The 24,108-nt window shown below is 63.5% G+C and carries 23 protein-coding genes; 12 read left to right on the top strand and 11 right to left on the bottom strand.

Going from position 1 to position 24,108, the window contains the following annotated elements; all coding sequences use genetic code 11:
• Nucleotides 1–14: 14 nt before the first annotated feature.
• Nucleotides 15–1,694, top strand: a complete 1,680-nt coding sequence (locus tag DK366_RS04660) for a long-chain-fatty-acid--CoA ligase (RefSeq protein ID WP_109124374.1) — start codon at nucleotides 15–17, stop codon at nucleotides 1,692–1,694.
• A 166-nt stretch (nucleotides 1,695–1,860) separates the two neighbouring features.
• Here the strand turns inward: DK366_RS04660 and DK366_RS04655 are convergent, their stop codons facing one another.
• Together DK366_RS04655 and DK366_RS04650 are read right to left on the bottom strand one after the other, a co-directional pair.
• On the bottom strand, nucleotides 1,861–2,229 hold the full coding sequence (locus DK366_RS04655; protein ID WP_109124373.1) for a PilZ domain-containing protein: 369 nt from the start codon (nucleotides 2,227–2,229) through the stop codon (nucleotides 1,861–1,863).
• 99 nt (nucleotides 2,230–2,328) lie between these two features.
• The gene (locus tag DK366_RS04650; RefSeq protein WP_109124372.1) at nucleotides 2,329–3,504 is read right to left on the bottom strand and encodes a DNA polymerase IV; all 1,176 of its coding nucleotides are present in this window, start codon (nucleotides 3,502–3,504) and stop codon (nucleotides 2,329–2,331) included.
• 472 nt (nucleotides 3,505–3,976) lie between these two features.
• Here DK366_RS04650 and DK366_RS04645 point away from each other — a divergent pair, with 472 nt between their 5' ends.
• Genes DK366_RS04645 through arsC form a run of 4 tightly spaced genes read left to right on the top strand, consistent with a single transcriptional unit; the run spans nucleotide 3,977 to nucleotide 7,764 of the window.
• The gene (locus DK366_RS04645; protein WP_109124371.1) at nucleotides 3,977–4,888 is read left to right on the top strand and encodes a ScpA family protein; all 912 of its coding nucleotides are present in this window, start codon (nucleotides 3,977–3,979) and stop codon (nucleotides 4,886–4,888) included.
• Between the two features lie 43 nt (nucleotides 4,889–4,931).
• The gene (gene scpB, locus DK366_RS04640) at nucleotides 4,932–5,825 is read left to right on the top strand and encodes an SMC-Scp complex subunit ScpB (protein WP_109124370.1); all 894 of its coding nucleotides are present in this window, start codon (nucleotides 4,932–4,934) and stop codon (nucleotides 5,823–5,825) included.
• Entirely contained in the window at nucleotides 5,822–7,408 is a 1,587-nt protein-coding gene (locus DK366_RS04635; RefSeq protein WP_109124369.1) for a pseudouridine synthase, read from the top strand. Before scpB ends, DK366_RS04635 begins: the two co-directional genes overlap by 4 nt.
• 8 nt (nucleotides 7,409–7,416) lie before the next feature.
• The gene (arsC, locus tag DK366_RS04630) at nucleotides 7,417–7,764 is read left to right on the top strand and encodes an arsenate reductase (glutaredoxin) (RefSeq protein ID WP_109124368.1); all 348 of its coding nucleotides are present in this window, start codon (nucleotides 7,417–7,419) and stop codon (nucleotides 7,762–7,764) included.
• Nucleotides 7,765–7,833: 69 nt separating this feature from the next.
• Here the strand turns inward: arsC and DK366_RS04625 are convergent, their stop codons facing one another.
• Nucleotides 7,834–9,723, bottom strand: a complete 1,890-nt coding sequence (locus tag DK366_RS04625; protein WP_109124367.1) for a sigma-54-dependent Fis family transcriptional regulator — start codon at nucleotides 9,721–9,723, stop codon at nucleotides 7,834–7,836.
• A 252-nt stretch (nucleotides 9,724–9,975) separates the two neighbouring features.
• Here DK366_RS04625 and adh point away from each other — a divergent pair, with 252 nt between their 5' ends.
• From adh to DK366_RS04610, 3 genes are all read left to right on the top strand, one after another.
• Nucleotides 9,976–11,502: an aldehyde dehydrogenase gene (gene adh, locus DK366_RS04620; protein WP_109124366.1), complete on the top strand. Its 1,527-nt coding sequence runs from the start codon at nucleotides 9,976–9,978 to the stop codon at nucleotides 11,500–11,502.
• 75 nt (nucleotides 11,503–11,577) lie between these two features.
• A complete protein-coding gene (adhP, locus tag DK366_RS04615) occupies nucleotides 11,578–12,609 on the top strand; it encodes an alcohol dehydrogenase AdhP (protein ID WP_109124365.1) in 1,032 nt (343 codons plus the stop codon).
• A complete protein-coding gene (locus DK366_RS04610) occupies nucleotides 12,606–12,992 on the top strand; it encodes a DUF779 domain-containing protein (RefSeq protein WP_109124364.1) in 387 nt (128 codons plus the stop codon). Before adhP ends, DK366_RS04610 begins: the two co-directional genes overlap by 4 nt.
• 202 nt (nucleotides 12,993–13,194) lie before the next feature.
• On the opposite strand, the gene DK366_RS04605 is transcribed toward DK366_RS04610, so the two are convergent.
• From DK366_RS04605 to DK366_RS04595, 3 genes are read right to left on the bottom strand one after another with little or no spacing between them, the layout of a single operon-like run.
• Complete coding sequence (locus tag DK366_RS04605; protein ID WP_109124363.1) at nucleotides 13,195–13,995, bottom strand: amidohydrolase; 801 nt, start codon at nucleotides 13,993–13,995, stop codon at nucleotides 13,195–13,197.
• Nucleotides 13,983–15,128 (bottom strand): pyridoxal phosphate-dependent aminotransferase, encoded by a 1,146-nt coding sequence (locus DK366_RS04600; protein WP_109124362.1) that lies wholly within the window; start codon nucleotides 15,126–15,128, stop codon nucleotides 13,983–13,985. The genes DK366_RS04605 and DK366_RS04600 overlap by 13 nt, the downstream gene beginning before the upstream one ends.
• 60 nt (nucleotides 15,129–15,188) lie before the next feature.
• Nucleotides 15,189–16,142 (bottom strand): LysR substrate-binding domain-containing protein, encoded by a 954-nt coding sequence (locus DK366_RS04595; protein WP_109124361.1) that lies wholly within the window; start codon nucleotides 16,140–16,142, stop codon nucleotides 15,189–15,191.
• Nucleotides 16,143–16,257: 115 nt separating this feature from the next.
• Here DK366_RS04595 and DK366_RS04590 point away from each other — a divergent pair, with 115 nt between their 5' ends.
• Nucleotides 16,258–16,842, top strand: coding sequence for an FMN-dependent NADH-azoreductase (locus DK366_RS04590; RefSeq protein WP_109124360.1), 585 nt, complete (start codon nucleotides 16,258–16,260; stop codon nucleotides 16,840–16,842).
• Between the two features lie 41 nt (nucleotides 16,843–16,883).
• On the opposite strand, the gene DK366_RS04585 is transcribed toward DK366_RS04590, so the two are convergent.
• A complete protein-coding gene (locus tag DK366_RS04585) occupies nucleotides 16,884–18,560 on the bottom strand; it encodes an amidohydrolase (RefSeq protein WP_109124359.1) in 1,677 nt (558 codons plus the stop codon).
• A 112-nt stretch (nucleotides 18,561–18,672) separates the two neighbouring features.
• The gene (locus DK366_RS04580) at nucleotides 18,673–18,909 is read right to left on the bottom strand and encodes a hypothetical protein (protein ID WP_109124358.1); all 237 of its coding nucleotides are present in this window, start codon (nucleotides 18,907–18,909) and stop codon (nucleotides 18,673–18,675) included.
• 328 nt (nucleotides 18,910–19,237) lie between these two features.
• Between DK366_RS04580 and DK366_RS04575 the strand changes: the two genes are divergently transcribed.
• Nucleotides 19,238–19,474: a hypothetical protein gene (locus DK366_RS04575; RefSeq protein WP_109124357.1), complete on the top strand. Its 237-nt coding sequence runs from the start codon at nucleotides 19,238–19,240 to the stop codon at nucleotides 19,472–19,474.
• A gap of 112 nt (nucleotides 19,475–19,586) precedes the next feature.
• Here DK366_RS04575 and DK366_RS04570 read toward each other — a convergent pair whose 3' ends face one another.
• The 3 genes from DK366_RS04570 to DK366_RS04560 form a co-directional block, all read right to left on the bottom strand.
• A complete protein-coding gene (locus DK366_RS04570) occupies nucleotides 19,587–20,042 on the bottom strand; it encodes a response regulator transcription factor (protein WP_157956446.1) in 456 nt (151 codons plus the stop codon).
• A 136-nt stretch (nucleotides 20,043–20,178) separates the two neighbouring features.
• A complete protein-coding gene (locus DK366_RS04565; protein WP_109124355.1) occupies nucleotides 20,179–20,829 on the bottom strand; it encodes a response regulator transcription factor in 651 nt (216 codons plus the stop codon).
• Nucleotides 20,790–22,367, bottom strand: coding sequence for a sensor histidine kinase (locus DK366_RS04560; protein ID WP_232820908.1), 1,578 nt, complete (start codon nucleotides 22,365–22,367; stop codon nucleotides 20,790–20,792). The genes DK366_RS04565 and DK366_RS04560 overlap by 40 nt, the downstream gene beginning before the upstream one ends.
• 488 nt (nucleotides 22,368–22,855) lie before the next feature.
• On the opposite strand from DK366_RS04560, the gene DK366_RS04555 reads away from it, so the two are divergent.
• Nucleotides 22,856–23,539, top strand: a complete 684-nt coding sequence (locus DK366_RS04555) for a response regulator transcription factor (protein ID WP_198651421.1) — start codon at nucleotides 22,856–22,858, stop codon at nucleotides 23,537–23,539.
• 94 nt (nucleotides 23,540–23,633) lie between these two features.
• The gene (locus tag DK366_RS04550; RefSeq protein WP_109124352.1) at nucleotides 23,634–24,092 is read left to right on the top strand and encodes a glycine zipper domain-containing protein; all 459 of its coding nucleotides are present in this window, start codon (nucleotides 23,634–23,636) and stop codon (nucleotides 24,090–24,092) included.
• The last annotated feature ends 16 nt before the right edge of the window (nucleotides 24,093–24,108 follow it).

The raw sequence follows: 24,108 nt of genomic DNA, 5'->3' as shown, positions 1-24,108 counted from the left end.
GCGTTGAATCCAACATGAGCATTGAGCGTCCGTGGCTGGCCCATTACCCGGAAGGCGTTCCCGCGCAGATCGATGTCAATCAGTACGCGTCGGTAGCCGCGGTCGTGGAAGAGGCCTTCGAGCGCTTCCGCCATCGCCCTGCATTCGCCAGCTTCGGCAAGACGCTTACCTATGGTCAGATCGATGAATTGAGCCGCCAGTTCGCGGGCTACCTCACCGGCACCCTCAAGCTCGTGAAGGGCGATCGCGTCGCGATCATGATGCCCAACGTCCTGCAGTACCCCATCGCCCTGTTCGGCGCGCTGCGCGCGGGACTGGTGGTGGTCAACACCAACCCGATGTACACCGCGCGCGAGCTCAAGCATCAGCTGGAAGACGCTGGCGCCAAGGCCATCGTGGTACTGGACAACTTTGCTGCCACGCTGCAGCAGGTGGTCGCTGAAACCCACGTGCAGCACATCGTGACCACGGGCGTGGGCGACATGCTCGGCGCCAAGGGCGCGGTGATGAACTTCGTGGTCAAGCACGTCAAGAAGATGGTGCCGGCTTTCGAAATCCCGCACGCCGTGCGTTTCAACGACGCGCTCTCGCAGGGCGCGGCCCACCCGCTGCCCAGCGTGCAGCTGGGCCACGACGACATCGCTTTCCTGCAATACACCGGTGGCACCACGGGTGTGGCCAAGGGCGCCATGCTCACGCACGGCAACATGGTGTCCAACATGCTGCAGGCTGGTGCGTGGATCGGCGCCAATGCCAAGCCAGGCGAGGAAGTGATCATCACGGCGCTGCCGCTGTATCACATCTTCTCGCTGACGGCGAACGGCCTGGTCTTCATGCGCCTGGGCGGCCTGAACTGGCTGATCACCAACCCGCGTGACATGCCCGGCTTCGTCAAGGAATTGAAGAAGTCCAACTTCACCGCGCTCACCGGCGTCAACACGCTGTTCAACGGCTTGCTCAACACGCCCGGTTTCGCCGAGCTGGATTTCTCCCGCCTGCACCTTTCGCTTGGCGGCGGCATGGCGGTGCAGCGCGCAGTCGCCGAGCGCTGGAAGAAAGTCACCGGCGTGACCTTGGTGGAAGCTTATGGCCTCACCGAGACCTCGCCCGCGGCGTGCATGAATCCGCTGGATCTCACGGACTACAACGGTTCCATCGGCTTGCCGATTCCTTCCACCGACGTGCAGATCTGGTCCGAAGAAAACCAGCCGCTGCCGATTGGCGAAGTGGGCGAACTGATGGTGCATGGCCCGCAGGTGATGAAGGGTTACTGGCAGCGCCCGGACGAAACCGCCAAGGTGCTCGGCCCCGACGGCTGGCTGCATACCGGCGACATCGCCCGCATGGATGCCAACGGCTACGTCTACATCGTGGATCGCAAGAAGGACATGATCCTGGTGTCCGGCTTCAACGTGTATCCGAATGAAGTGGAAGACGTGGTGATGCAGCACCCGGGTGTGGCCGAAGTGGCCGCGGTGGGTGTGCCCGACGAGCATTCCGGCGAAGTGGTGAAGCTGTTCGTGGTACGCAAGGACCCCAAGCTCACCGTGGAGGAACTCAAGAAGTTCTGCCACGACAATCTCACCGGCTACAAGCGCCCGAAGCTCATCGAGTTCCGCGACGCGCTGCCCAAGAGCAACGTGGGCAAGATTCTTCGCCGCGAGTTGCGGGATGAGAAGAAGTCGGCAGCCTGAGGGTAACTCGCGAGGAAAATCCAGCGCCTGATTTTTAGCTCGTCATTCCCGCGAAGGCGGGAATGACAGCTCTGAAGAGTTCTCGAAGTGACGGCCCTGAAGGGTTCTCGAATAGCAAAACGCCCGCGAAAGCGGGCGTTTTTGCATCCGGCAAGGCAGCCGACGATCAGTCGTGCCACATCTCCAGGATATCCGCGTAACCGCCCAGCAGGTTCCACAGCGGCACCTGCTTGTCTTCCGGGATGCGCGTGTAGGCAAAGCCGAGATGGCGCTCGGAAATGCGTGCCACCTGCGCTTCCAGGTGGATATGCAGGTCGTGCCCGAAAATCATGTCGAGAATCCAGCTCTCGCCCGGCTCGCCGTTCCAACCCAGCGGGCGGCGCAGCAACACGCCGGTCGCGGAAATGTCCACCAGCTCCGTGGGATGCGATTCGTCGCCCCGGCTCATGAGCACGGTGGTTTCGATCCGCATGCGCGCAGGACGCAGCTGCTCCGGATCGGAGCCGTTCCTGGCATTGTCTCCCGCTCTGCTCATCCTTCCCTTTCTCCCCGCGTCAGGCGCACCAGTGCGCCGACTGCCTCATCCTGAAGAACATCTCCTCCATCGACCGATGTGGAGCGCCTCCGTTCAACTTCAATCCTGCCGCTGCGTCTTCAGAACCCCTGCGCGAATCAGACTCCCCGAGCCGAATCGCGAATTGATCCTGTCCTGCACCTCGTCCGCCGCACGCCGTTCCTGCCCGACATCGAACAGATCCGCCTGCTTTTCGACGGCAAACCCCGAAAGGCTTACCCCCAGCAATCGCAGGCGAGGCCGGCGCTGCAGCCTCCACCAGCCATTAAGCAAGCCTCGTGCCAGCTCGTAGAGCTCACTTGCCGAGGCGCTGGGGGCTCTCAGCTGTGCCTGACGGGTATGCGTAATGAACGGTGGTTCCCGCAATTTCACCGTGATCGTGCGCCCTTCCAGCCCGCGTTGGCGCGCCCTGGCGGAAATTCGCTCGCAATGCCGCAGCAGCCAGCCCTCGGCCAACGCCAGATCGGCCACGTCGACATCAAAGGTGTGCTCCGCGCCGATGGATTGTTCAGCTTGCTCGGGTTCGACGCAACGGTCATCTTCACCGCGCGCCAGCGCCTGCAGCGCTTCCACCTGACGCCCTAGCGCACTCGCCAGACGCGCCGTGTCACTTGCTGCCAATTCGCCCACGGTGCGGATGCCCAGCCGATGCAAAGCCTGCTCGGTCACCTTGCCCACGGTCCACAATCGCCCGACCGGCAACGGCGCCAGTTCGGCGGCGGCGCCTTCCGCGGTAATGCGATGAAAACCATCGGGCTTGGACATTTCGCTGGCCAGCTTCGCCAGCAGCTTGTTGGGCCCCATGCCCACGGAAGCGTTGAGCTGCGTGCGCTCGCGGATCGCTTCCTTCACGCGGCGGCCAATGGCTTCCACCGAACCCAGCAGGCGCTGGCTGGCGGTGACATCCAGGAAGGCCTCATCCAGTGAAAGCCCCTCGACCAGCGGCGTCGCCTCGTGGAATACCGCGAATACCTGGTCGGACACCTCTTCATACCGTGCAATGTCCGGCCACAGGTATACCGCGTCGGGGCACAGTCGCCGCGCCTGCGCCGTGGGCATGGCTGAGCGGATGCCGAAGCGCCTCGCCTCGTAACTGCACGTGGACACCACGCCACGCGGCCCCAGCCCGGCCACCACCACCGGCAAGCCCCTGAGCTCGGGCCGGTCGCGCTGCTCCACGGACGCGTAGAACGCGTCCATGTCGACATGGATGATGGATCGTTGGCCGGATGTCATTAACCTGTATTTTGCCGTGACGCCTGCACGGGGTGTACTGGACTTGCCCGCCGCCAGCCGCTAATCTTGGAATCGCTAGGGTCGCAAGGGTGTGCGCACGATCGGCCAGATCGACCGCTACGACACCCCATCCCGATGCACTCGCCGACCGATTGAGAAGCCAGTGACGCTGTTGTCGTCACGTTATGGCTCGCGCCTTTTGCCGTGGTCCAAACACGCCAGAGACGCTCAAGGGTCGCTCACGGCCAGCCTGATCGAAACGCCAGATGCGCGCTTTCATCATGCATGCCCGCGACGGTGACGCCATGCGCACCGGCTAGGCATCGCGCAAGTCAGCTTCAACGAATCATGCCTTTTGGCCACGGTTCGAGCGGGGACATTCGCCAGACGAGCGAGTGCCGGGTGGGAAAAACGTTTCCTAACGTGTTGAACGCAGAGCAAGCCGTCATGGACGGCCCAACGACATGCATTGATGAGCACTGAGCCAGTCGAGCCTCAGGCGGTCGCCGCACCGCAGGACGCGTTTGCGTCGGTACCTCAACAGCAGGAAATGCCGCTGGCCATCGTGCGCGGCGAACCGTTGTTGCAGATGCCGCAGGACCTGTACATCCCGCCGGATGCGCTGGAGGTGATCCTCGAGTCGTTCGAGGGACCGCTCGACTTGCTGTTGTACCTGATCCGCCGCCAGAACCTGGACATTCTGGATATCCCTGTCGCCGAGATCACCCGGCAGTACATGGATTACATCGAGATGATGCGCGACGTGATGCGCCTGGAGCTGGCCGCCGAATACCTGCTGATGGCGGCCATTCTCGGCGAGATCAAATCGCGTTTGCTGCTGCCACGCCCGCCCGCCGAGGAAGGCGTGGAAGAAGATCCCCGCGCCGAACTGATTCGACGGCTGCAGGAATACGAGCGTTTCAAGCGCGCGGCGGAAGACATCGACGCCATGCCCCGCATGGAACGCGACTTTGCCCCGGCCCATGCGGACACGGGCGAACGCAACGTCATCAAGCTGCCCCCGCCGCTTGAACTGAAGGAACTGCTGCTGGCACTCAAGGATGTGATGCGCCGCGCGGAGCTGTTCGGCCATCACGCCATCAAGCGCGAGGCACTGAGCGTGCGTCAGCGCATGGGCGAACTGCTTGGGCGCCTCAGCGATCGCAGCTTCGCGCGTTTTGAGACGCTGTTCGACGTCACCGAAGGCCGCCTGGGCGTGGTGGTGACCTTCCTGGCCATGCTGGAGCTGGCCAAGGAAATGCTGGTGGAAATTGTGCAGGAAGAACCGCTGGCGGCAATTTATGTAAGGGCGAAGGCCGGACGCGACGACGAGTCGACCGTCGAATCCTTCGCCGACGACGAGCCGGCTGCCGCTGCCGAGTAAGGCGCGCAGTCCGATCCCTCACCGACGCATCCGATCCGAGACCATGCAGATCGAACAACTCAAACCCATCATCGAGGCGGCATTGCTGGCATCTACCCAGCCGATGACCGTGTCTCAGCTGCTGGAACTGTTCGGCGAAGAGGACGAAGTCGGCCGCGAGGAAGTCGCCCGAACGCTTGAAGCACTGGCGGAAGATTGCGCCAACCGCGGCGTGGAACTGCGCGAAGTGGGCTCCGGCTTCCGTTACCAGGTGAAGCAGCATGTGCATCCGTGGATTTCGCGGATGTGGACCGAAAGGCCCAGCCGCTACTCGCGCGCCCTGCTGGAAACGTTGGCACTGATCGCTTACCGCCAGCCCATTACCCGCCCCGAGATTGAACAGATTCGCGGCGTGGTGGTGTCCTCCAACATCATCAAGACGATGGAGGAGCGCGAGTGGATTCGCGTGGTGGGTTACCGCGACGTACCCGGCAAGCCTGCATTGTTCGGCACCACGCGCGCCTTCCTTGACTACTTCAACCTGAAGTCACTGGACGAGCTGCCGCCGTTGTCGGAAATCCGCGACATGGAAGATCCGCAGATGAGCATCGCGCCGGAACCGCTGCCGGTGCGCATCGCCCGCGACCTGCCCATCGACCCCGATGGCGAAGCGGACGCCGAAGACGAAACCCTGGTGGTGGCCAGCGAAGACAGCGAAGACACCATCACCGAACCTGCCGGCGACCACACGCCGGCCGCCGATGACGCGGAAGGCAAAGCCTCCCACGCCGTCGAAGAACCGCAACACGCACCTTCCGAGGCGATGGAAGTCGCCTCCACCCCATCCGGCGAAGCAGTTCATGCCGAGCCATCTCATGACACTGCCGACGAGGCAGCGACCCGCGCGGACGCCGACGAAGGCGACGCCACGCAAGACACCGAGGAGTACCGCGCATGACTGCGCCGCAGAAATCCGTTTTGACCCTGAAGCGCGCCCCGCGCGACGAAAGCACCCCCGCCATCGAGGAGCGCCTGCACAAGGTGCTCGCCAACGCCGGCCTCGGCTCGCGACGCATGCTGGAGCAGCGCATCCAGGGCGGTGAAGTCGAACTCAACGGCACGCCCGCCACCATTGGCGCCAGCGTGCACGCCGGCGACCGCGTCGTGCTCGACGGCAAGCAGTTCATCGTTGCCACCGACAACCGCGACGAAACCGAAGTGCTGGTCTACCACAAGCCCGAAGGCGTGGTGACCACGCGCGAAGATCCCGAAGGCCGTCCCACCGTGTTCGAGCAGCTGCCGCGCCTGAAGGGTGCGCGCTGGGTCGCCGTGGGTCGCCTGGACATCAACACCACCGGCCTGCTGTTGCTCACGACGGATGGCGAACTCGCCAACGCGCTGATGCACCCCAAGAGCGGCCTAGAGCGCGAATACCTGTGCCGCGTGCACGGCGAAGTGCCCGACGAAATCATCGAGAAGCTGAAGGCCGGCGTGGAACTGGAAGACGGTCCCGCGCGCTTCGACGAAATCGCCGTGATCAGCCGCGGCGGCAGCCACAGCTGGTTCCGCGTGGTGATCCGCGAAGGCCGCAACCGTGAAGTGCGTCGCCTGTGGGATTCGCAGGGCTTCCTGGTCAGCCGCCTCAAGCGCATCCGCTACGGCACCGTGGAACTGCCGCGCACGCTGCGTCGTGGCGACTGCGAATCGCTGGGCGAAGACCTGGTCAAGGAACTGCGCAAGGTCACCGGCCTGGGTGCGCCGCAGCCGGTGCTGACGCTGAGCCCGGTGCTGCACCAGCGCCGCGCACCGCGCAACGTCACCGAGTATCGCCCCGAGGGCGGTGCGTCCGGCTCGTACAGCGCGGGTTACCAGGATGAAGCACGCGAACTGCGCGCCTACGATCGCATCCGCGAAGAACCTACCCGCGGCAAGCAGCAGCGTCGCCGCCCGGGTGGCAAGGAAGTGAACGGCAATGTTGCCCGTCCGGAGCGTTCGGGCGGCGGTATGCAGCGCAAGAACAAGCGCGGCGTGGCGCCGGGCCAGGAGCTGCCGTCGGTGCGCACCTGGTTCGCTGGCGAGTCGCGTGAAGGCGGCGGTGCAGGCCGCGGCAATGCCGGCGGTGCCCGCCGTGGCGGCCCCGGCGGCAAGCCGTCGTTCGGCAACCGTGCCGGTGGCGCCGAAGGCGGTCGCGGCAGCTACGGCAACCGTGCCGGTGGTGCCGAGGGCAACCGCGGCAGCTACGGCAATCGCGCCGGCGGCGCAGAAGGTGGTCGCAGCAGCTACGGCAACCGCGCCGGCGGCGGCGAAAGCCGCGGCAACAGCCCCTACGGCGGCTTCGGCGGCGGCAACGCCGGCGGTGGCAATCGCAGTGGCGGCAGGCCGGGGCAGTCGGGTCGCCCGGGTGGCGGGGGCCAGGGTGGTCGTCCGCAGGGCCGTGGCGGCAACCGTCCGCAAGGCGGCGGCGGTGGCGGTCGTCCCCAGGGCGGTGGTCGCCCGCACGGTGGCGGCGGCCGCGGCGGTAATCGCGGCGGCAACCACTAAGGCCAACCATGAGCGTTCGCATCTACCACAACAGCCGCTGTTCCAAGTCGCGTGCCACGCTGGCGCTGCTGGAGGAACGCGGCGTGGTGTGCGATGTCGTCAACTATCTCGATACACCGCCCAGCACCACGGAGCTGTTCGAACTGCTCGACATGCTGGGCATGACGCCGCGCGAGTTGATGCGCAAGACCGAGGCCGAGTACAGCGAACTCGGCCTCGATGATCCCTCTCTTGACGACACCACGCTTGTCGCCGCGATGGCCAGCCATCCCCGCCTGATCGAGCGCCCCATCGTGGTGTCCAACGGCAAGGCGGCGATTGGACGTCCACCGGAAACCGTGTTGACCATCCTCTGATGATCGCTGGCGCGGCAGCGCTTGCTGCCGTGCCGTTTCACCAGGCCCCCCGAAGGACGCACACAAGACTCAAGCGTCGTTTCCGTGTTCTGCCCGCGACTGCAGGCGGCGATACAGCGTGCTGCGGTTTACACCCAGCTGTTTCGCGGCGCGACTTACATTGCCCGCACAATCGTGCAGCGCCTGCCGCATGGCACGATCCGTGATGTCGTGCAGCGCACCCGATGCGTGCAAAGCCTCGGGTTTTGTCGATGGCGCCGTCGACAAGGTCGACATGTAACTGGGCAACGCGGATGCCTCGACGACATCACCCTCGTCGTGCAATGCCACGAGCGTACGCAGGCACGCCACCAGCTGGCGCATGTTGCCCGGCCAGTCGTAGGCCGCCAACGCCGTCAGCGTGGAAAGCGACAGCTGCCTGCCCTGCCCCAGCCGTGACCACAACGCCTGCACCAGCATCACGCGGTCGGGATGGTCCCGCACCAGGGGCATGGGCACGACGTAATGCGCGATGCGGTAATAAAGATCACTGCGGAAGCGCCCTTCGTGCATCGCCACGCCAAGATCGCAATGCGTGGCGCACACCAGCACGAAATCCAGCTTCACCGGTTTGCCGCCACCCAGCGGTGACATTTCCCGCTCCTGCAGCACGCGCAACAACCGCGGTTGCAGCGACAACGGCATGTCGCCGATTTCATCCAGAAAGAGCACACCACCATCGGCTTGCCGCAACAGGCCGGTGCTTCCCGTGCGTCTCGCACCCGTGAAAGCACCTTCTTCGTAGCCGAACAGTTCGGCCTCGATCAAGCCTTCCGGCAACGCTGCGCAGTTGATGGCAACGAACGGCTTGTTCGTGCGAGCACTGCGCTTGTGCAGTTCACGCGCGAACATTTCCTTGCCGCTGCCCGTTTCTCCCTGCAGAAGCACGGGAAGGTTTGCATCAAGCACGCGTCGTGCCCGTTCCAGCTCCGCGTCGAGATGCGCATCGAACAGTGCCGTTTCCACCTGGCTCGCCATCGCAGGCGCGGCCGCTGCACGACGCGTGGCAGCGAGGCGGCGCGACGGATCGCCTGCGTGATCCACGCGGCCATGCAAGGCCTGCCCGTGACGATCCACCAATACGCCATCGCGGCGCAGGCGGTTGAGGGATTCGGCAAACAGGGCGTCGTAGGCCACGTGACCGATATCGCCGCGATCCAGTCCCAGCAAGCGAAGGCCTGCCTGATTGGCTGCGGCCAACCGCCCGCGGCGGAACGCCAGCAAGCCTTCGCCCGCCGTTCCCAGCAGCGCGGGATCGGCGTGCAGCCGCAACAGCTCGGCATCCTCGATGCCGGCATCGAAATAGCGGTGCTCGATGTGCGTCACCGCCATGCGCGCGAGCGCCAGCGCGTGCACATGCGGCACGTTGGCATCACCGGAGATATCCAATACGCCCGCCAACTTGCCGTAGGGATCGAAGATCGGCACGGACGAACAACTGAGAATGCCGTGCGGCACGAAGTAGTGTTCACCGCCCAACACCTCGACCGATGCGCCCTCCACGATGGCCGTGCCGATGGCATTGGTCCCGACGTGTGCTTCGCTCCAGCACGCGCCCGGCATCAGCGCCACGCGTCCTGCCTTGTCGAGAAAACGCGGATTGCCTTCGGCATCGAGGATCCAGCCCTGCTCGTCGGTCAGGATCACGATGCTGCCCGTCGACGCGGCGTCCGGTGCGAGCAGGTCCAGTTCGGCGCGCGCCATGCGCCAGAGCGTCTCGTGCCGTTCCCGCATCTGTCGCAATTCACCTTGCGGTACCGGTTCCACTTGCGGATGCGCGGCCTCTTCCAGGCCCAGGCCGCGACAGCGGCGCCATGAACGCAGGATGGTGTCGGAGAGCTGTCCGGACGGTACGCGCCCGCCTTCGAAGAACTCCCGTCTGGCTTCGCCGACCCGGCGCTGGGATCGCACGCTCTGCATATCGCCTCCGCTCTAACCGCATGTCGCAAATTGCGACAGTTGTCGTGACCCCTGCTCCGATAAACAACACAACACCGCAGCGGGCGCAATCTGAATCGGTGTTGCACTGCGAAACAAGCGCGCATTCGCATGCAACGTGTGGGCAACGGGGAGCGTGACGCACCGCGCCATCGATGATCTGGCATCGGGATTGCGTAGAGGGAAGTAGCCGCCAGCGCGCTGGCGATCCACCCGGACATTCAGGAGATGTCGATGAACGCAGTACCTGCCAAGCCGTACGCCAACGATCCCCAGTCGATCTTCAAGTCTCGCTATAGCAACTTCATCGGCGGCCAGTGGGTGGCGCCCAAGGAAGGCAAATATTTCACCAACATCACGCCGATCACGGGAGAGCCGTTGACCGAAGTGGCGCGCTCCACCGCGGCGGATATCGAGGCAGCGCTGGATGCCGCGCACGCGGCCAAGCAGGCTTGGGGCAAAACGTCCACGGCCGAACGCGCCAATGTGCTAAACCGCATCGCCGATCGCGTGCAGGAAAACCTTGAACTGCTCGCCTACGCGGAAACCTGGGACAACGGTAAGCCGATCCGCGAAACGCTCAACGCTGACATCCCATTGGTGGTCGATCACTTCCGTTATTTCGCGGGCGCCATTCGCGCGCAGGAAGGTGGCTTGAGCGAGATCGATCACGACACCGTGGCTTATCACTTCCATGAGCCGCTCGGCGTGGTGGGTCAAATCATCCCGTGGAATTTCCCGCTGCTGATGGCCGCATGGAAACTCGCGCCCGCGCTCGCCGCCGGCAACTGCGTGGTGCTGAAACCCGCCGAGCAGACACCCGCCAGCATCATGGTGCTGCTGGAAGTGATCGGCGACCTGCTGCCGCCCGGCGTACTCAACGTGGTGAACGGCTTTGGCCTGGAAGCAGGCAAGCCACTCGCATCGAGCCCACGCATCGCAAAAATCGCCTTCACCGGCGAAACCACCACCGGTCGGCTGATCATGCAGTACGCCAGCCAGAACCTGATTCCCGTGACGCTGGAGCTGGGTGGCAAGTCGCCGAATATCTTCTTCGACGATGTCATGGCGCAGGACGATGACTTTCTCGACAAGGCCATCGAGGGCTTCGTGCTGTTTGCCTTCAACCAGGGCGAAGTGTGCACGTGTCCGTCGCGCGCGCTTATCCAGGAATCCATCTACGACCGCTTCATGGAGCGCGCACTCAAGCGCGTGAAGGACATCAAGCTCGGCAACCCGCTCGATGCCAACACCATGGTGGGCGCGCAGGCATCGAGCGAACAGCTGGAGAAAATCCTTTCCTACATCGACATCGGCAAGCAGGAAGGTGCCGAGGTGTTGATCGGCGGCGAGCGCAACGTGCTGGGCGGCGATCTCGCGAACGGCTACTACGTGAAACCCACCGTGTTCCGTGGCCACAACCGCATGCGTGTCTTCCAGGAAGAAATCTTCGGGCCGGTGGTTTCCGTCACCACTTTCAAGGACGAAGAGGACGCGCTCACCCTCGCCAACGACACGCTCTATGGCCTGGGTGCCGGTGTCTGGAGCCGTGATGCCAGCCGCCTCTATCGCATGGGCCGCGGCATCCAGGCCGGGCGCGTATGGACCAACTGTTACCACGCTTATCCCGCGCACGCGGCGTTTGGTGGCTACAAGCAATCGGGCATCGGCCGTGAGAACCACAAGATGATGCTCGACCACTACCAGCAAACCAAGAACCTGCTGGTCAGTTACTCGCCCAAGGCATTGGGCTTCTTCTAAGCAAGGCAATGGCCTGTTGAAGCGGCGCCACGCGTGTCGCCGCCCGCAGGGAAGACAACGTCAACGAGGAAACACATGGACAAGACCATGAAAGCGGCCGTCGTACGTGAATTCGGCAAACCGCTGGTGATCGAGGAAGTGACCGTGCCGCGCCCGATGGCCGGCGACATCCTGGTAAAGATCGAAGCCTGCGGCGTTTGCCACACCGATCTGCACGCCGCCGAAGGCGACTGGCCGGTGAAGCCCAATCCGCCCTTCATTCCGGGTCACGAAGGCGTGGGCCACGTCGTGGCGGTGGGCGACGGCGTCAAGCATGTGAAGGAAGGCGACCGCGTCGGTATTCCGTGGCTGTATTCGGCCTGTGGCTATTGCGAGCACTGCCTGGGCGGCTGGGAAACCTTGTGCGAGCAGCAACAGAACACGGGCTACTCGATCAACGGCGGATTTGCGCAGTACGCGCTGGCCAATGCCAATTACGTGGGGCACCTGCCCAAGGACATCGGCTTCGTCGATGTCGCGCCCATCCTGTGTGCGGGCGTCACCGTGTACAAGGGACTGAAGGTCACCGACACCAAGCCCGGCGAATGGGTCGTGGTTTCCGGCGTTGGCGGCCTTGGCCACATGGCGGTGCAGTACGCCAAGGCAATGGGACGCAACGTCGCCGCGGTGGACGTGGACGATGACAAGCTGGCGCTGGCCAAGAGGCTGGGCGCCACAGTCACCGTCAACGCGCGCACCACCGACCCGGCCGCCTATCTCAAGAAGGAAATCGGCGGCGCGCATGGTGCACTGGTCACCGCCGTGTCGCCCAAGGCGTTCGAACAGGCGCTGGGCATGGTGCGTCGTGGTGGGACCGTGTCGCTCAACGGCCTGCCGCCGGGACAGTTCCCGCTCGACATCTTCGGCATGGTGCTCAATGGCGTGACGGTGCGCGGCTCCATCGTGGGCACGCGACTGGATCTCCAGGAATCGCTGGAGTTCGCCAGCGAAGGCAAGGTGGCCGCCACGGTAAGCACGGACAGACTGGAGAACGTCAACGACGTGTTTGCCCGCATGCATGCCGGCAAGATCGAGGGCCGCGTCGTGCTGGACATGGCACTGGCATGAACACACCCGCCACCGTGCCGCTGCAGGTGACCGCCACGCTGGCGGCGCTCAAGCTCATCGCCACCTTGCGCGAGCGGCACGGTGCGCTGTTGTTCCACCAGTCCGGCGGATGCTGCGATGGCTCGTCGCCCATGTGCTTTGCCGTGGGCGACTTCATCCTGTCCGACCAGGATCGCCAGTTGGGCGATGTCGGCGGCGTGCCGTTCTATATCAGCGGGCCGCAATTCGAGTACTGGAAACACACGCAATTGACGCTGGACGTGGTGCCCGGCCAGGGCGGCATGTTTTCGCTGGAGAACGGCATGGGCGTACGCGTCTTCATCCGCTCGCGCATTTTCAGCGATGAGGAGTTCGAGGCGTTACAGGCGGCGGGAAGGGTTTGATGCGCGTGAGGAGGCGAGCCACTTCACGTGCCTCAGCATCTCTACCCGTCATTCCCGCGAAGGCGGGAATCCAGTGACTTTTCGCACGTTGAAAGACGCTGGATGACCAGCCTTCGGCTGTTGAAAATCACCTCCCGCCTTCGCGGGAATGACGGGCTTTTAGAACTGACGCGAGTACAAACGTCGCGCCAAACCGCCCGATTCAATCCACCAACGTAAACGCGTCCGCATCCATCCACGCAGGAAAACGTTCGCGATGCGCCAGCAACGGTGCGGGATCGATCGTCACCGTCACCACCTGCTCCTGCGGGCCCAGCTCCACCAGCGGCTCGCCCATGGGATCGAGCACCGCGCTGTCGCCGGCATACGGCAAATCGTTGCCGTCCACGCCCACGCGATTGAGGCCAATCACGTAGCTGAGATTTTCGATGGCGCGCGCACGAAGCAGCGTGCGCCACGGCTGACGTCGCGGCGCCGGCCAGTTGGCCACGAAAAGGGCGAGGTCGTACTCCATGCCGCCCGTGGCATCTTCGCGGCGCCCATTGCGCAACCACACCGGGAAACGCAGGTCGTAGCAAACCTGCGGCAGGATGCGCCAGCCTTTCAACTCGACAATGAGACGCTCGTTGCCACCGCCATAGCGCGTGTGCTCGCCGGCCATGCGGAACAGATGACGCTTGTCGTATTGCGCAAAGCTGCCATCAGGACGCGCCCAGATCAGGCGGTTGTAAACGGTGTCGCCTTCGCGAATGGCAAGGCTGCCACACAACACGGCATCCACTTCCTGCGCCAGCGCGCGCATCCACGCCACGCCCTCGCCGTCCATGGTTTCCGCGCTGGCGCGCGTATCGTTGCTGAACCCGGACAGGAACGTTTCCGGCAACACGACAAGATCGGTTTGCCCTGCCACGCGCCGCACCAGTTCACCGTAATACGCACGGTTGGCCGGCGCGTCGTGCCAGCGCGTGGCGCCCTGGACCAGGCTGACCCTTAGAGTTTGCATAGGCGCTCCGCGGCGGCTTCCATGGTGGCGTCGCTCTTGGCAAAGCACAGGCGCAGCAGATGCGTGCCCGGTGCCTTCTCGTAGAACGGCGTGAGCGGAATGGCCGCTACGCCGCCTTCCTTCACCATCCATTCGCAGAACGCGACGTCGTCCTTGTTGCTGATGGCGGAGTAGTCGACCAGCTGGAAGTAACCGCCCGGCACATCGAGCAGCGTGACGCGGGACGGCTTGATCAACTCGCGGAAGCGGTCGCGCTTTTCCTGGTAGAACGCAGGCAGCTCAAGGTAGTGCTCCGGCGTACTGGCCATGAATTCAGCGAAGGCCACCTGCGCGGGATGGAACGTGCAGAACGTGAGGTACTGGTGCACCTTGCGGAATTCGGCCGACAACGCCTTGGGCGCCACCGCGTAACCCAGCTTCCAGCCCGTGCAGTGATAGGTCTTGCCGAACGAGGACACGACGAAGCTGCGCGCGGCCAGCTCCGCGTGGCGAAGCACGCTCTGATGCTGCTCGCCGTCATACACGATGTGCTCGTACACCTCGTCGGACAGCACCACGATCTCTGTATCGCGCACGATCGCCGCCAGCTCGTCCAGGTCGGCAGCGGAAAGCACCGCGCCCGTCGGATTGTGGGGGCTGTTGATCAGGATCATGCGCGTCTTCGGCGTCACGGCATCGCGCACGCGCTGCCAGTCCACGCCAAACGTGGGCGCCTGCAGCGGAATATGCACGGCGCGTGCGCCCTGCAGTTCGATGGCCGGTTCGTAGCTGTCATAAGCCGGATCGAACACGATCACTTCGTCACCCGCGCGCACCACGGCAGCGATGGCGGAGAACAGGGCTTCCGTGGCACCGGACGTCACCGTCACCTCGGTGTTCGGGTCCACCTTGTGGCCGTACATGCGCTCGGTCTTCAGTGCGATCTGCTCACGCAGCGGCTGAAGGCCGATGCCCGGCGCATATTGGTTGCGTCCTTCGGCCATGGCACGCGTGATGGCGTCGCGCAGCGGCTGCGGCGGCTCGAAATCGGGAAAGCCCTGCCCCAGGTTCACGGCCTTGTGATCCAGCGCCAGCTGACTCATCACACTGAAGATGGTGGTTCCAACCTTGGGGAGTTTGGTTTCGATCTGCATGATTCGGATGTCTGGAAGGCTAAACGATGATGGTAGCACGGTGAGTATGGCGTACCGGCGTCAGAGGTATTTGCCGCACTGGGCGTGTTTCTCGCGCACCGTATCCGGCAGCTTTTCCGCAAGAAAATCCACGAAGGCGCGAACGCCCGGCAACAGGCCACGACGACTGGGATAAACGAAATGCATGGTGCCTTGCGGAACACTCCAGTCCGGCAGCACAACCTCAAGCTCGCCCCGCTCGATGGCAGGACCGCAAACGAATTCGGGCAACAAGGTCACGCCAACACCCGCCTTGCAACTTTGCAGCAGCGCATTGAAATCGCCACAGATCAGCCGCGGCTGGATATCCACGATGACGCGTTCGCCGCTGGCGTCGAGCAATTCCCAGCTCTGCGCGCCCTCGTGCTCCTGGTTGGTCAGCGCGGGCAGCTGGGAGAGGTCTCCCAGTTCCTTGGGGTGACCATACCGCTTGAGCAGATCGGGACTGGCGACCAGGAGCACGCGTGACTGGCCGAACGTACGCACCACCAGGGTGGCATCGGTATCCAGCTTGCTGCGCACGCGAATGGCGATGTCGAAGCCTTCGCCAATCACGTCCACGCGACGGTCCGTGGCCTGCAGGCGCACCTGCATCTTGGGATGCAAGGCCAGGAACTCCGGCAGGATATGGCCAATGACGGTCTGCACCAGCGACACCGGGCAGCTGACGCGAACCACGCCACGCGGCTCGGAACGCACCTCTTCCACCGCTTCCTGCGCGGCCCGGGCCTCTTCCAGCACCGCTCGGCAATGCCCGTAGAACCGCTCGCCTACCTCGGTGACCACGAAACGGCGCGTGGTTCGCTGCAGCAGGCGCACGCCGAGGCGCTCTTCCAGCTGCGCGATCCGCTTGCTCAGGCGGGACTTGGGAATGCCCAGGGCGCGTCCGGCCGAGGAGAAACCACCGTGTTCAACCACGGCGGCAAAGAAGTACAGGTCGTTGAGATCCTGCAGGGCACCATCCAGCACCGTCATCGTCGTTTCCCATTTTGAACGATACGTTCGAGTTTACCCGGCTTATCACCAGATTGTCCGATGGCTACCTTAGTCACGTCGCCGGTTGGTCCGGCTCGTTAACTGAGGAAATACCATGAAACTGCTGCATCTCGACGCCAGCGCCCTGGGTAGCCACTCCGTTTCGCGCGGTCTGACCGCTGCCATCGTAGCCGAACTGACTGGCAACAACCCTGGTACGGAAGTCATCTACCACGATCTGGTAGCCAACCCGCTCGCCCACTGGACCCCGGTGGCCGACGCCAGCGACCCGGTCGCCGTGCAGGGCAGCCAGATGATCGAAGAATTCCTGGCCGCCGACGTGATCGTCATCGGTGCCCCGATGTACAACTTCTCGATCCCCAGCCAGCTGAAGGCTTGGATTGACCGCATCTCCGTGGCCGGCAAGACCTTCCGCTACACCGCGAATGGTCCCGAAGGCCTGGCCGGCGGCAAGCGCGTGATCGTGGCCTCTACCCGTGGCGGCATCTACAGCGAAGGCAGCGCCGCCCAGCCGATGGACTTCCAGGAAACCTACCTGCGTGCCCTGTTTGGCTTCCTGGGCGTCACGGACATCGAATTCGTCCGCGCCGAAGGCGTCAACTTCAGCGAAGAGCACAAGGTGGAAGCACTGAAGACGGCCCACGCCGCCATCGGCGTGGCCACCCGCAAGGCCGCCTAAGCAACACACCCTGCTCCACCGTCCCCAGCGAACGCCGCGCCTCAGGGTGCGGCGTTTGTCTTTTCGGCGCGATAAACCGGCTTGCCATCCACCCAGGTGCTCAGCGGCTTGAGGTCGGCGATCTGTCGCGGGGACACCGTCAACAGGTCACCACTGAGCACCACGAAGTCCGCACGCATGCCCGGCTTCAACGCACCCACCTCGCCCTCCATGAACGACGCGTACGCCGCGCCCAGGGTGAAGCCGGCCAGCGCCTGGATGCGGCTGACACGCTGATCGGGCAGCCAGCCTCCCGGCGGCTGACCGTTGAGATCCTGTCGCGTCACGGCGGCATACAGGCCCAGCATCGGGTTGACCTGTTCCACCGGGAAATCCGAACCAAAGGCGAGCGGCACTTTTTCCTGGATGAAGCGCTGCCAGGCGTAGGCACCCTTCAGGCGCTCGGCGCCAAGTCGCTGTTCGGCCCATGGCATGTCGGAGGTGGCATGCGTGGGCTGCATGGAGGCGATCAGGTGCAGGGAGGCGAAACGGGGAATGTCATCCAGCGCCACGATCTGCGCGTGCTCGACGCGCCAGCGATGATCGCTGTCCGCGTGATCGCCAAGCACCGCCTGGTAGGTGTCCAGCACGTTCCGGTTGCCACGATCGCCGATGGCATGCGTGGCGACCTGTACGTGACACCGGTACGCCTTTTCCACCGCCGTTCGATACGCCTCCGGCGACGTGACGAAGATGCCCTTGTTGCCGTGGTCGTCGCTGTAGTCCGCCAGGAGTGCCGCGCCGCGACTGCCGAGTGCGCCGTCCATGTACAACTTGACGGTGCGCATCTGCAGCCGGCCCTTCGGGTCTGCCCAGCGACCACCCTGGTTGCACAACCATTCCAGCGCCTCGTGATTGCCATCCGCCATTTCGTACAGGCGCAAGGGAATCTCGCCCGCAGCGGCCAGCTCCTGCAGCACCTTGAAGTCCTCAAGACTGACACCCGGATCGTGCACGCCGGTCAAACCCGCAGCCGCGGCATCGGCGAAGGCGGCTTTGTAAGCCTGCTTGGTCTGGTCGTGCGTCAGCGGCGGTATCGCCTTGGCGACCAGCGCCTGCGCGCCATCCACCAATACACCCGTGGCCTTCTTGCCTGCACGCTCGATGCGGCCGCCTTCGGGTTGCCAGTCGCCATCCAGCGACTTGGTCGCATGCTTCATCGCGGCCGTGTTGGCCCATGAAGCATGGCCGTCGATGCGCTCAAGGAAAACCGGGCGGTCAGGAAACGCCGCGTCGAGATCGGCAGCGGTGGGAAATTGCTTGTCGGCCCAGCGGTTCTGGTCCCAGCCGCGGCCAATCAGCCACGTGTCCTTCGGCCACTTCGACGCGGCGGCCTTGAGGCGTGCCACGACTTCGGCACGGGACGTACTGCCGACCAGATCCACTTCGATGTGCGTCATGCCCAGGCCAAGCATGTGGCCGTGCGCATCGATCAACCCGGGAATGACCGTGGCGCCCTTGGCATCTTCGACATTGGCGTCGGGATACTGTTTTTGGAGATCCGCCGTATCCCCCACGGCAAGCAGGCGTCCATCGTCTTTCCACGCCAGCGCCGTGGCCTCGGGACGAGAGGAGTCCATCGTGTGGATGCGTGCGTTGACCAGCAACGTAGTCGCGTGGAGCGGAAGCGCGGACAACGCTAGGAAGGCCACGGAAGAACAGCGAAGCGGCAGGCGCATGGACAAGCCCCGGATGGAAACGTGCCGACGACTTTGCCCAGCCCGGCCGCTACAGACAAGCGGCCATGCAACATCCGCCCGGAGCGCCCCCTACGCCCCGGACAGGAAGGACTTACGCAGCCTGTTCCAGCACTGCCGCCGTGCCTGCGTATTGCGCGAGACGAATGGATGCATCCGTGCCGGGCATCTCCACACATACCGAGCGACCGGAGCGCAGGTGTTCATCGCGCGCCACTTCCCTGGCGAGCTTGATGGCGGCACCAAGGCGCAGGTCGCTGAACAGGGAAAAGCCCAGCCGGCATACACACCACGAACCATCCAGAGACTGCTTGAGCGAATAGGTGACCATGTTCCAGCCTTGTGGGGAAAGGGAGTCCTACCACCAGCTAATCGCGTACGTATTGCACGCAGCGACTTGTCCGTTATGGACTAAAAAAGCATGCCTTTGTTACACCTGTCGTCCTATCAGCACGACACCTGACGTTGCGTAGGAATGCGACTACGACGATCGGACTAGATGGTCATCGCCGGTGTTTCACCCCTGCTACACATGCGCTTGCCATCCATGAACGCCACGCCACGCACAACCCTGTGGCTGGCGGAAATCGCATGGATATATCACCCGTCGTTAACCGGACCGACGTCAGTTTCGAAGACCCAAACATGGAGGCTGGCCAATGACGGATGGCATCCGAGAACATCATCTTCCGCTGCATCAGGCGTTCGACGAATTGATGCAGCTGTATCGCCTGCTTGAGCTCGAAAACGAACTGCTGCGCGGCCAGCTTCGCCGGCACCCGGTAGGCGAAATGCAGATACGCGAAACGGAGCGGAAGATGATGGAGCTTCGCGGCGACGCGCCGTTCGCCACGCACGAAAGAATCCAGGCACTGCTTTCCTCGCGGCCGGATTGAAGCCAAGGCTATGCACGCTCATCGTCAAGAACGCCTGATTGCCATGGCGTCCTCGTCCGGATTCGGAAAGGTGTTTCCGGCCTGCAAGGCCAACTACAAAAACCCGCAGCGCCTACACATCACCCGCGGAGTAATTCACGCCGGGAAATGCCGCCGCATCACTCATCAGGGCTTCGATACGCCCGAGTGATGGCGAAAGAAAGCGACCTCCGTCCAGCACGTGCCTCAACGCGTCAACCAGCTCATCGCCTGCGGAAGCCTTGAGTACGTACCCTTTCCCGATGGATAACGCAGCGCGCGCCAGCGTAGGGTCGTCATGCACGGTGATGAATACGACCGGAAGTTCGGGGATATCCACCAGAAACTCGCGGGCGGCCTGCATGCCGTCCATGCCAGGCATGCTGATGTCGGTGACCACCGCATCCGGACGCAACCGCCTTACGGCCTTCACCAGCGCCTCTCCATGCGCCACCACGGCAAGCACATCGAATTCGTCGCCAAGCAGCTCCCGTAACTGCTCCGCGATGGGCGGGTGGTCTTCGGCCAGCACGAGAGTCGCACGCCTCACGCCATTCTCCGGTGCCTGTTTTCGCATCAGATCGCAGGATCGTCCAACGCGAAAACTTCCGCCACCGAAAGAGAACCGAGTCGCCGCTAAGTAAAACTACCCATGACCATGGCAACCAAAGGCCATGAAAATGCGATCAGAACAGCAGGCCGAGATCTTCGGCGCGACGCACGAGCTCCAGTGTCGAATGCACGCCAAGCACCTGCATCATGGTGTATTTGTGTGCTTCCACCGTACGCACCGACAGCCCAAGCTGCAACGCGATCTGCTTGGAGCGCAAACCTTCACCGACAAGGCGCAGCACCTGCAATTGCTTGGAGGTAAGGTTGCGCATGTCCGTGAGTTGCCCGCTGATGTAGCGCGCACCGAGTGCCGGCGTCACGTAGGTACCACCCGCCATCACCTGTTGCGCGGCATTGCGCAGATCTTCACCCGCCGAATTCTTCAGGATGTAACCACGCGCACCGGCACGCAACGCAGCGACCGCCAGCGCAGGTTCCATGTGCATGGTGAGAAAAACGAAACGCGTGTCCATGCCGGCCTGGCGCAAGCGCTTGAGCGCATCCATGCCATTGCAGCGCGGCATGTTGATGTCGGCGACCACCAACTCGGGCTGGATGCGCATGACCGCATCGATAAGTGCCTCACCATCGGCGACGATTTCGGCGAGATCGAAATCCTCATCAAGGATGTGCTGCACACCTTCGGCGACCATGCGATGGTCATCGGCAATGATGAGCTTCGGTTTCAGGCCGGCCCGTGGAGTCCTAGCGGAATTCGTATGCATAGCTCAGTCCCTTTCCCCAGAGTTGATTGCAATCGGTAGCTGCCGCCAAGCAGCTTCGTACGCTCGTCGATGCTCAACAGGCCGAGCCCTCGACACCCCTCTCCTTCCGTGACAAATCCCTTGCCATCGTCCGTTATGGTGAGATCCACCTGGTGATGCGCAATCTGCAACGACACATCGATGCATTGCGCATCCGCATACCTCAAGGCATTGCTGAGACCTTCCTGCGTTACGCGGTAAAGACACAGCGCCACATCTTCGGAAAGATCCTTGGCATGCGGTGACACGCGCAGTTCGATGGCAGGACCATGGCGATGTCTCATGTTCTGGCACAACCCCGCCAGCGCAGCGGTAAGGCCGGTCTGGGTGAGCATGCTGGGATGCAGATCGTGGGACAGATGCCGCACATCTTCCGACAATGCGATCAGTTCGCTCTGCAGCTGGCTGACATCCTGCTTGTTGCTCTCATCCACTTTGCGGCGAAGCGCGCTGAGGCGAATCGAAGCGACAGCGAGACGTTGATTGATGTCGTCATGCAAATCTCTCGCGATGCGGGCACGTTCCTGCTCCTGCGCCACGATGAGCCGCCCCGCCAGCTCTCGAACTTCCGTGCTGCTCACCACCAGGGCGCGCTGCGTGGTACGGCGCTGCTCCACCAGCACTGCCAGGTATAGCGACGCGACGGCCACGCCCAGCATCCACAGTTGCACGCTCATCGTGGTCAATTCGGATTCCAACTGCACGAAAGGCCCTTCCTGGGCCAGGCTTAGCTGTATCGCGATGAGCCCCACCAGCAGATTCACTACGCACGTACCCACCACCTGCGCGCGCAAGGCGACGAAGATGGCCAGGGGAACGGGCGCAAGCAGCAGGAGTGGGCGAACCATGGAAAACCTTCCCAGTTCGCGCCAACCGAGCCAAAGCAGCACCAGCGCACAGGCAATGGCGAGAAGCACTGGCCACTCGGGAAACCGATCACGCCTGAGAACGGCGGTGGGATTGGCCACGCTCAGGATGGCGGGCGTGAGCAGCGCGTAACCCAGCGAATCGGCCAAGGCGATGTGCCACCACGGCCGGGACAGCCATGTGGGCAAGTCCATCATCGATGCCAGGAACGCGACTGACATGCCCGTCGCTGCCGGCAGGGCCGTGACGGCGACGGCAAGAAACACGAGCAGCTGGAAGAAGCTGTCCGTCGAAGGATTTCGCCGCAACCGGCTCAGGCCCCAGGCACAGGCATTGATCAACAGCATCACCAGCACACACACCGTGGCGATGCCATGCACCGGCAGTGCCACGATGACCGCGAGCACGAGCATGCCCACGAGCCAGCCCACGTTGTATGCGGGCCAATAGCGGTAAGGCGCGCACAACAGCAACGCAAGCAATAATGGCCCAGGCAGCCAAATAATCTGCGAATCCAGCGCGTGATCCCACAGCGCCAGCGAAATCCACTGCATCGCCAACGCGGCCAGGCCTACCCCTGCGCCACGTACCAGATGTCGGGGAACGACACCCACCGGCGCCCTCCCGCTCATGATCCCCTCTGCTCCGTGCATCCGTTCGCCCTGCTGCCAATCGGCAGCTTCCACCCTACGAATAGATATCGCTGGACAATCGAAGCCAGCCCGCATTTGCCCATGAAAGGCGTCATTGGCCCGTGATGATCTACGTATATCTACGACCAGGCCTTTTCATGTTTTTCGCCTGAAATACCCCGTTATCCCCAAGCCACAACGGAACATCGCAGCGCCACGCCAGTTTCGAAGCCATAAAGCCGGCTAAAAACGCGGGTTTTCACGTCGGTTTGAGTAAATTTACTGGCGTGGATTGAGTGGAAATTCGCTTACCAAGCGGGCATCGACAGGCCAAGCTGACGGGAAAGCGCAGCAACCTGCCGGGGTCAATCCATGTCATCCAAGAGCGTGCAACCGGACGCCGCGGCTTGCTGCCGCCAGCCCGGTGTCGATGCGGCGTGTGCGTGCAGCTGGCGGACCATCTTGCCTGGCAGCACATGAAAGCGACCGTGCGCTCTTCCCCCAAAAGCACGCGCCGGCTGCGCATTCTTCTGGCCGACGAACACCGCTGCGTGGCGGAAGGCCTGGCGGGCCTGCTCGCCAAACGCACGGCGTCGGTGCTGCTGGTGCATGACGGCGAAGCGTTGATGGAGGCGGTGCTGGCCGGACAGGTGGATCTCGTTATCACCGATATCGCCATGCCTCCCTTCAGTGCGCTGCAGGCACTGAAGCGCTTGCGACGGCAAGGCAGCACCATCCCCATTGTCGTGCTGTCCACTCATAGCGAACCGCTGATTGTCCGTGAAGCCATGCAGGCCGGCGCCAATGGATACGTACTGAAACAGTCGCCCAGCAGCGAACTGTTCACCGCCATGGTGGAAGTCATTGCAGGCAACCAATTCATCAGCCCGCAGTTGATGGCCACGCTGCTCGCCGCTCCCGAATCGCTGCACCGGCTCACGCGTCGCCAACGCGAAGTGATCGAGTCGATGGCCAGGGGCAAGCGCACCAGCGAGATCGCCGCCGACCTGGGCATCTCCGTTCGCACCGTGGAGAGCCATCGGCAGTCGCTGCTGGACCTGCTTGGCGTACACAGCGGCGTTGCGTTGATTCGCGAGGCAGAGCGCCTTGGGCTGATACCCATCGCACCGTACGACATCGAAGCGGCGGCAGAGGACGAGCAGCTGCTCTAGCGCTTGCTCACCGTCTTGGCGTTTCCTTGTTCTGCTCACCGGATTGCTGATCGCTCTGAACCATCACCACTGTCCCTCCATCGGGAGTACACCCATGAACACGAGTCGCCTGTTCGGCACTGGCATCGCTCTCGTTTTGCTCGCCTGTTCGGCCCATGCCCAGCAGCTCCCTTCGGCCTATCCCGCCAATGGACAGGACGCGAATCAGCAGCAGACCGACAAAAGCGCCTGCGCATCCTGGGCCCAAAGCAACGCACCCGCGCAGGCCGTGCCTCCCCCGCAAACCGGACCCGCCGTGGGCGGCGGCCAGCGCATGGGCGGCGCCGTGCGAGGTGCCGCGGCGGGTGCCGTTATCGGCGGCGTGGCCAATGACGATGCGGGTCACGGCGCAGGCGTCGGTGCAGCGGCAGGTGTGGTCGCCGGCGGCATGCGTGCGCGCCAGCAACGCCGCGAACAGAACGCGGCGTCGGCCGCGACCCAGAACCAGAACAATGCCAACCTGTCACAGGCATACAGCGCCTGCATGAAGGGCAAGGGCTATACGGTCGGTTGAGTGTCCACACGGCGGA

The sequence above is a fragment of the Dyella sp. C11 genome (genome assembly GCF_003121485.1).
Taxonomy (GTDB): domain Bacteria; phylum Pseudomonadota; class Gammaproteobacteria; order Xanthomonadales; family Rhodanobacteraceae; genus Dyella.
Note: the sequence above shows the minus strand (reverse complement) of the source record. Positions and strands in the feature narration are given on the sequence as shown.

Coding starts and splice junctions, on each gene's coding strand:
- DK366_RS04650 (WP_109124372.1), bottom strand. CDS start 3,504: ATGACATCCGGCCAACGATCCATCATCCATGTCGACATGGACGCGTTC.
- DK366_RS04590 (WP_109124360.1), top strand. CDS start 16,258: ATGAAACTGCTGCATCTCGACGCCAGCGCCCTGGGTAGCCACTCCGTT.
- DK366_RS04625 (WP_109124367.1), bottom strand. CDS start 9,723: ATGCAGAGCGTGCGATCCCAGCGCCGGGTCGGCGAAGCCAGACGGGAG.
- DK366_RS04600 (WP_109124362.1), bottom strand. CDS start 15,128: ATGCAGATCGAAACCAAACTCCCCAAGGTTGGAACCACCATCTTCAGT.
- DK366_RS04660 (WP_109124374.1), top strand. CDS start 15: ATGAGCATTGAGCGTCCGTGGCTGGCCCATTACCCGGAAGGCGTTCCC.
- DK366_RS04560 (WP_232820908.1), bottom strand. CDS start 22,367: ATGAGCGGGAGGGCGCCGGTGGGTGTCGTTCCCCGACATCTGGTACGT.
- DK366_RS04550 (WP_109124352.1), top strand. CDS start 23,634: ATGAACACGAGTCGCCTGTTCGGCACTGGCATCGCTCTCGTTTTGCTC.
- DK366_RS04645 (WP_109124371.1), top strand. CDS start 3,977: ATGAGCACTGAGCCAGTCGAGCCTCAGGCGGTCGCCGCACCGCAGGAC.
- DK366_RS04575 (WP_109124357.1), top strand. CDS start 19,238: ATGACGGATGGCATCCGAGAACATCATCTTCCGCTGCATCAGGCGTTC.
- DK366_RS04565 (WP_109124355.1), bottom strand. CDS start 20,829: ATGCATACGAATTCCGCTAGGACTCCACGGGCCGGCCTGAAACCGAAG.
- DK366_RS04610 (WP_109124364.1), top strand. CDS start 12,606: ATGAACACACCCGCCACCGTGCCGCTGCAGGTGACCGCCACGCTGGCG.
- DK366_RS04655 (WP_109124373.1), bottom strand. CDS start 2,229: ATGAGCAGAGCGGGAGACAATGCCAGGAACGGCTCCGATCCGGAGCAG.
- DK366_RS04595 (WP_109124361.1), bottom strand. CDS start 16,142: ATGACGGTGCTGGATGGTGCCCTGCAGGATCTCAACGACCTGTACTTC.
- adhP (WP_109124365.1), top strand. CDS start 11,578: ATGGACAAGACCATGAAAGCGGCCGTCGTACGTGAATTCGGCAAACCG.
- adh (WP_109124366.1), top strand. CDS start 9,976: ATGAACGCAGTACCTGCCAAGCCGTACGCCAACGATCCCCAGTCGATC.
- scpB (WP_109124370.1), top strand. CDS start 4,932: ATGCAGATCGAACAACTCAAACCCATCATCGAGGCGGCATTGCTGGCA.
- DK366_RS04605 (WP_109124363.1), bottom strand. CDS start 13,995: ATGCAAACTCTAAGGGTCAGCCTGGTCCAGGGCGCCACGCGCTGGCAC.
- DK366_RS04585 (WP_109124359.1), bottom strand. CDS start 18,560: ATGCGCCTGCCGCTTCGCTGTTCTTCCGTGGCCTTCCTAGCGTTGTCC.
- DK366_RS04580 (WP_109124358.1), bottom strand. CDS start 18,909: ATGGTCACCTATTCGCTCAAGCAGTCTCTGGATGGTTCGTGGTGTGTA.
- arsC (WP_109124368.1), top strand. CDS start 7,417: ATGAGCGTTCGCATCTACCACAACAGCCGCTGTTCCAAGTCGCGTGCC.
- DK366_RS04635 (WP_109124369.1), top strand. CDS start 5,822: ATGACTGCGCCGCAGAAATCCGTTTTGACCCTGAAGCGCGCCCCGCGC.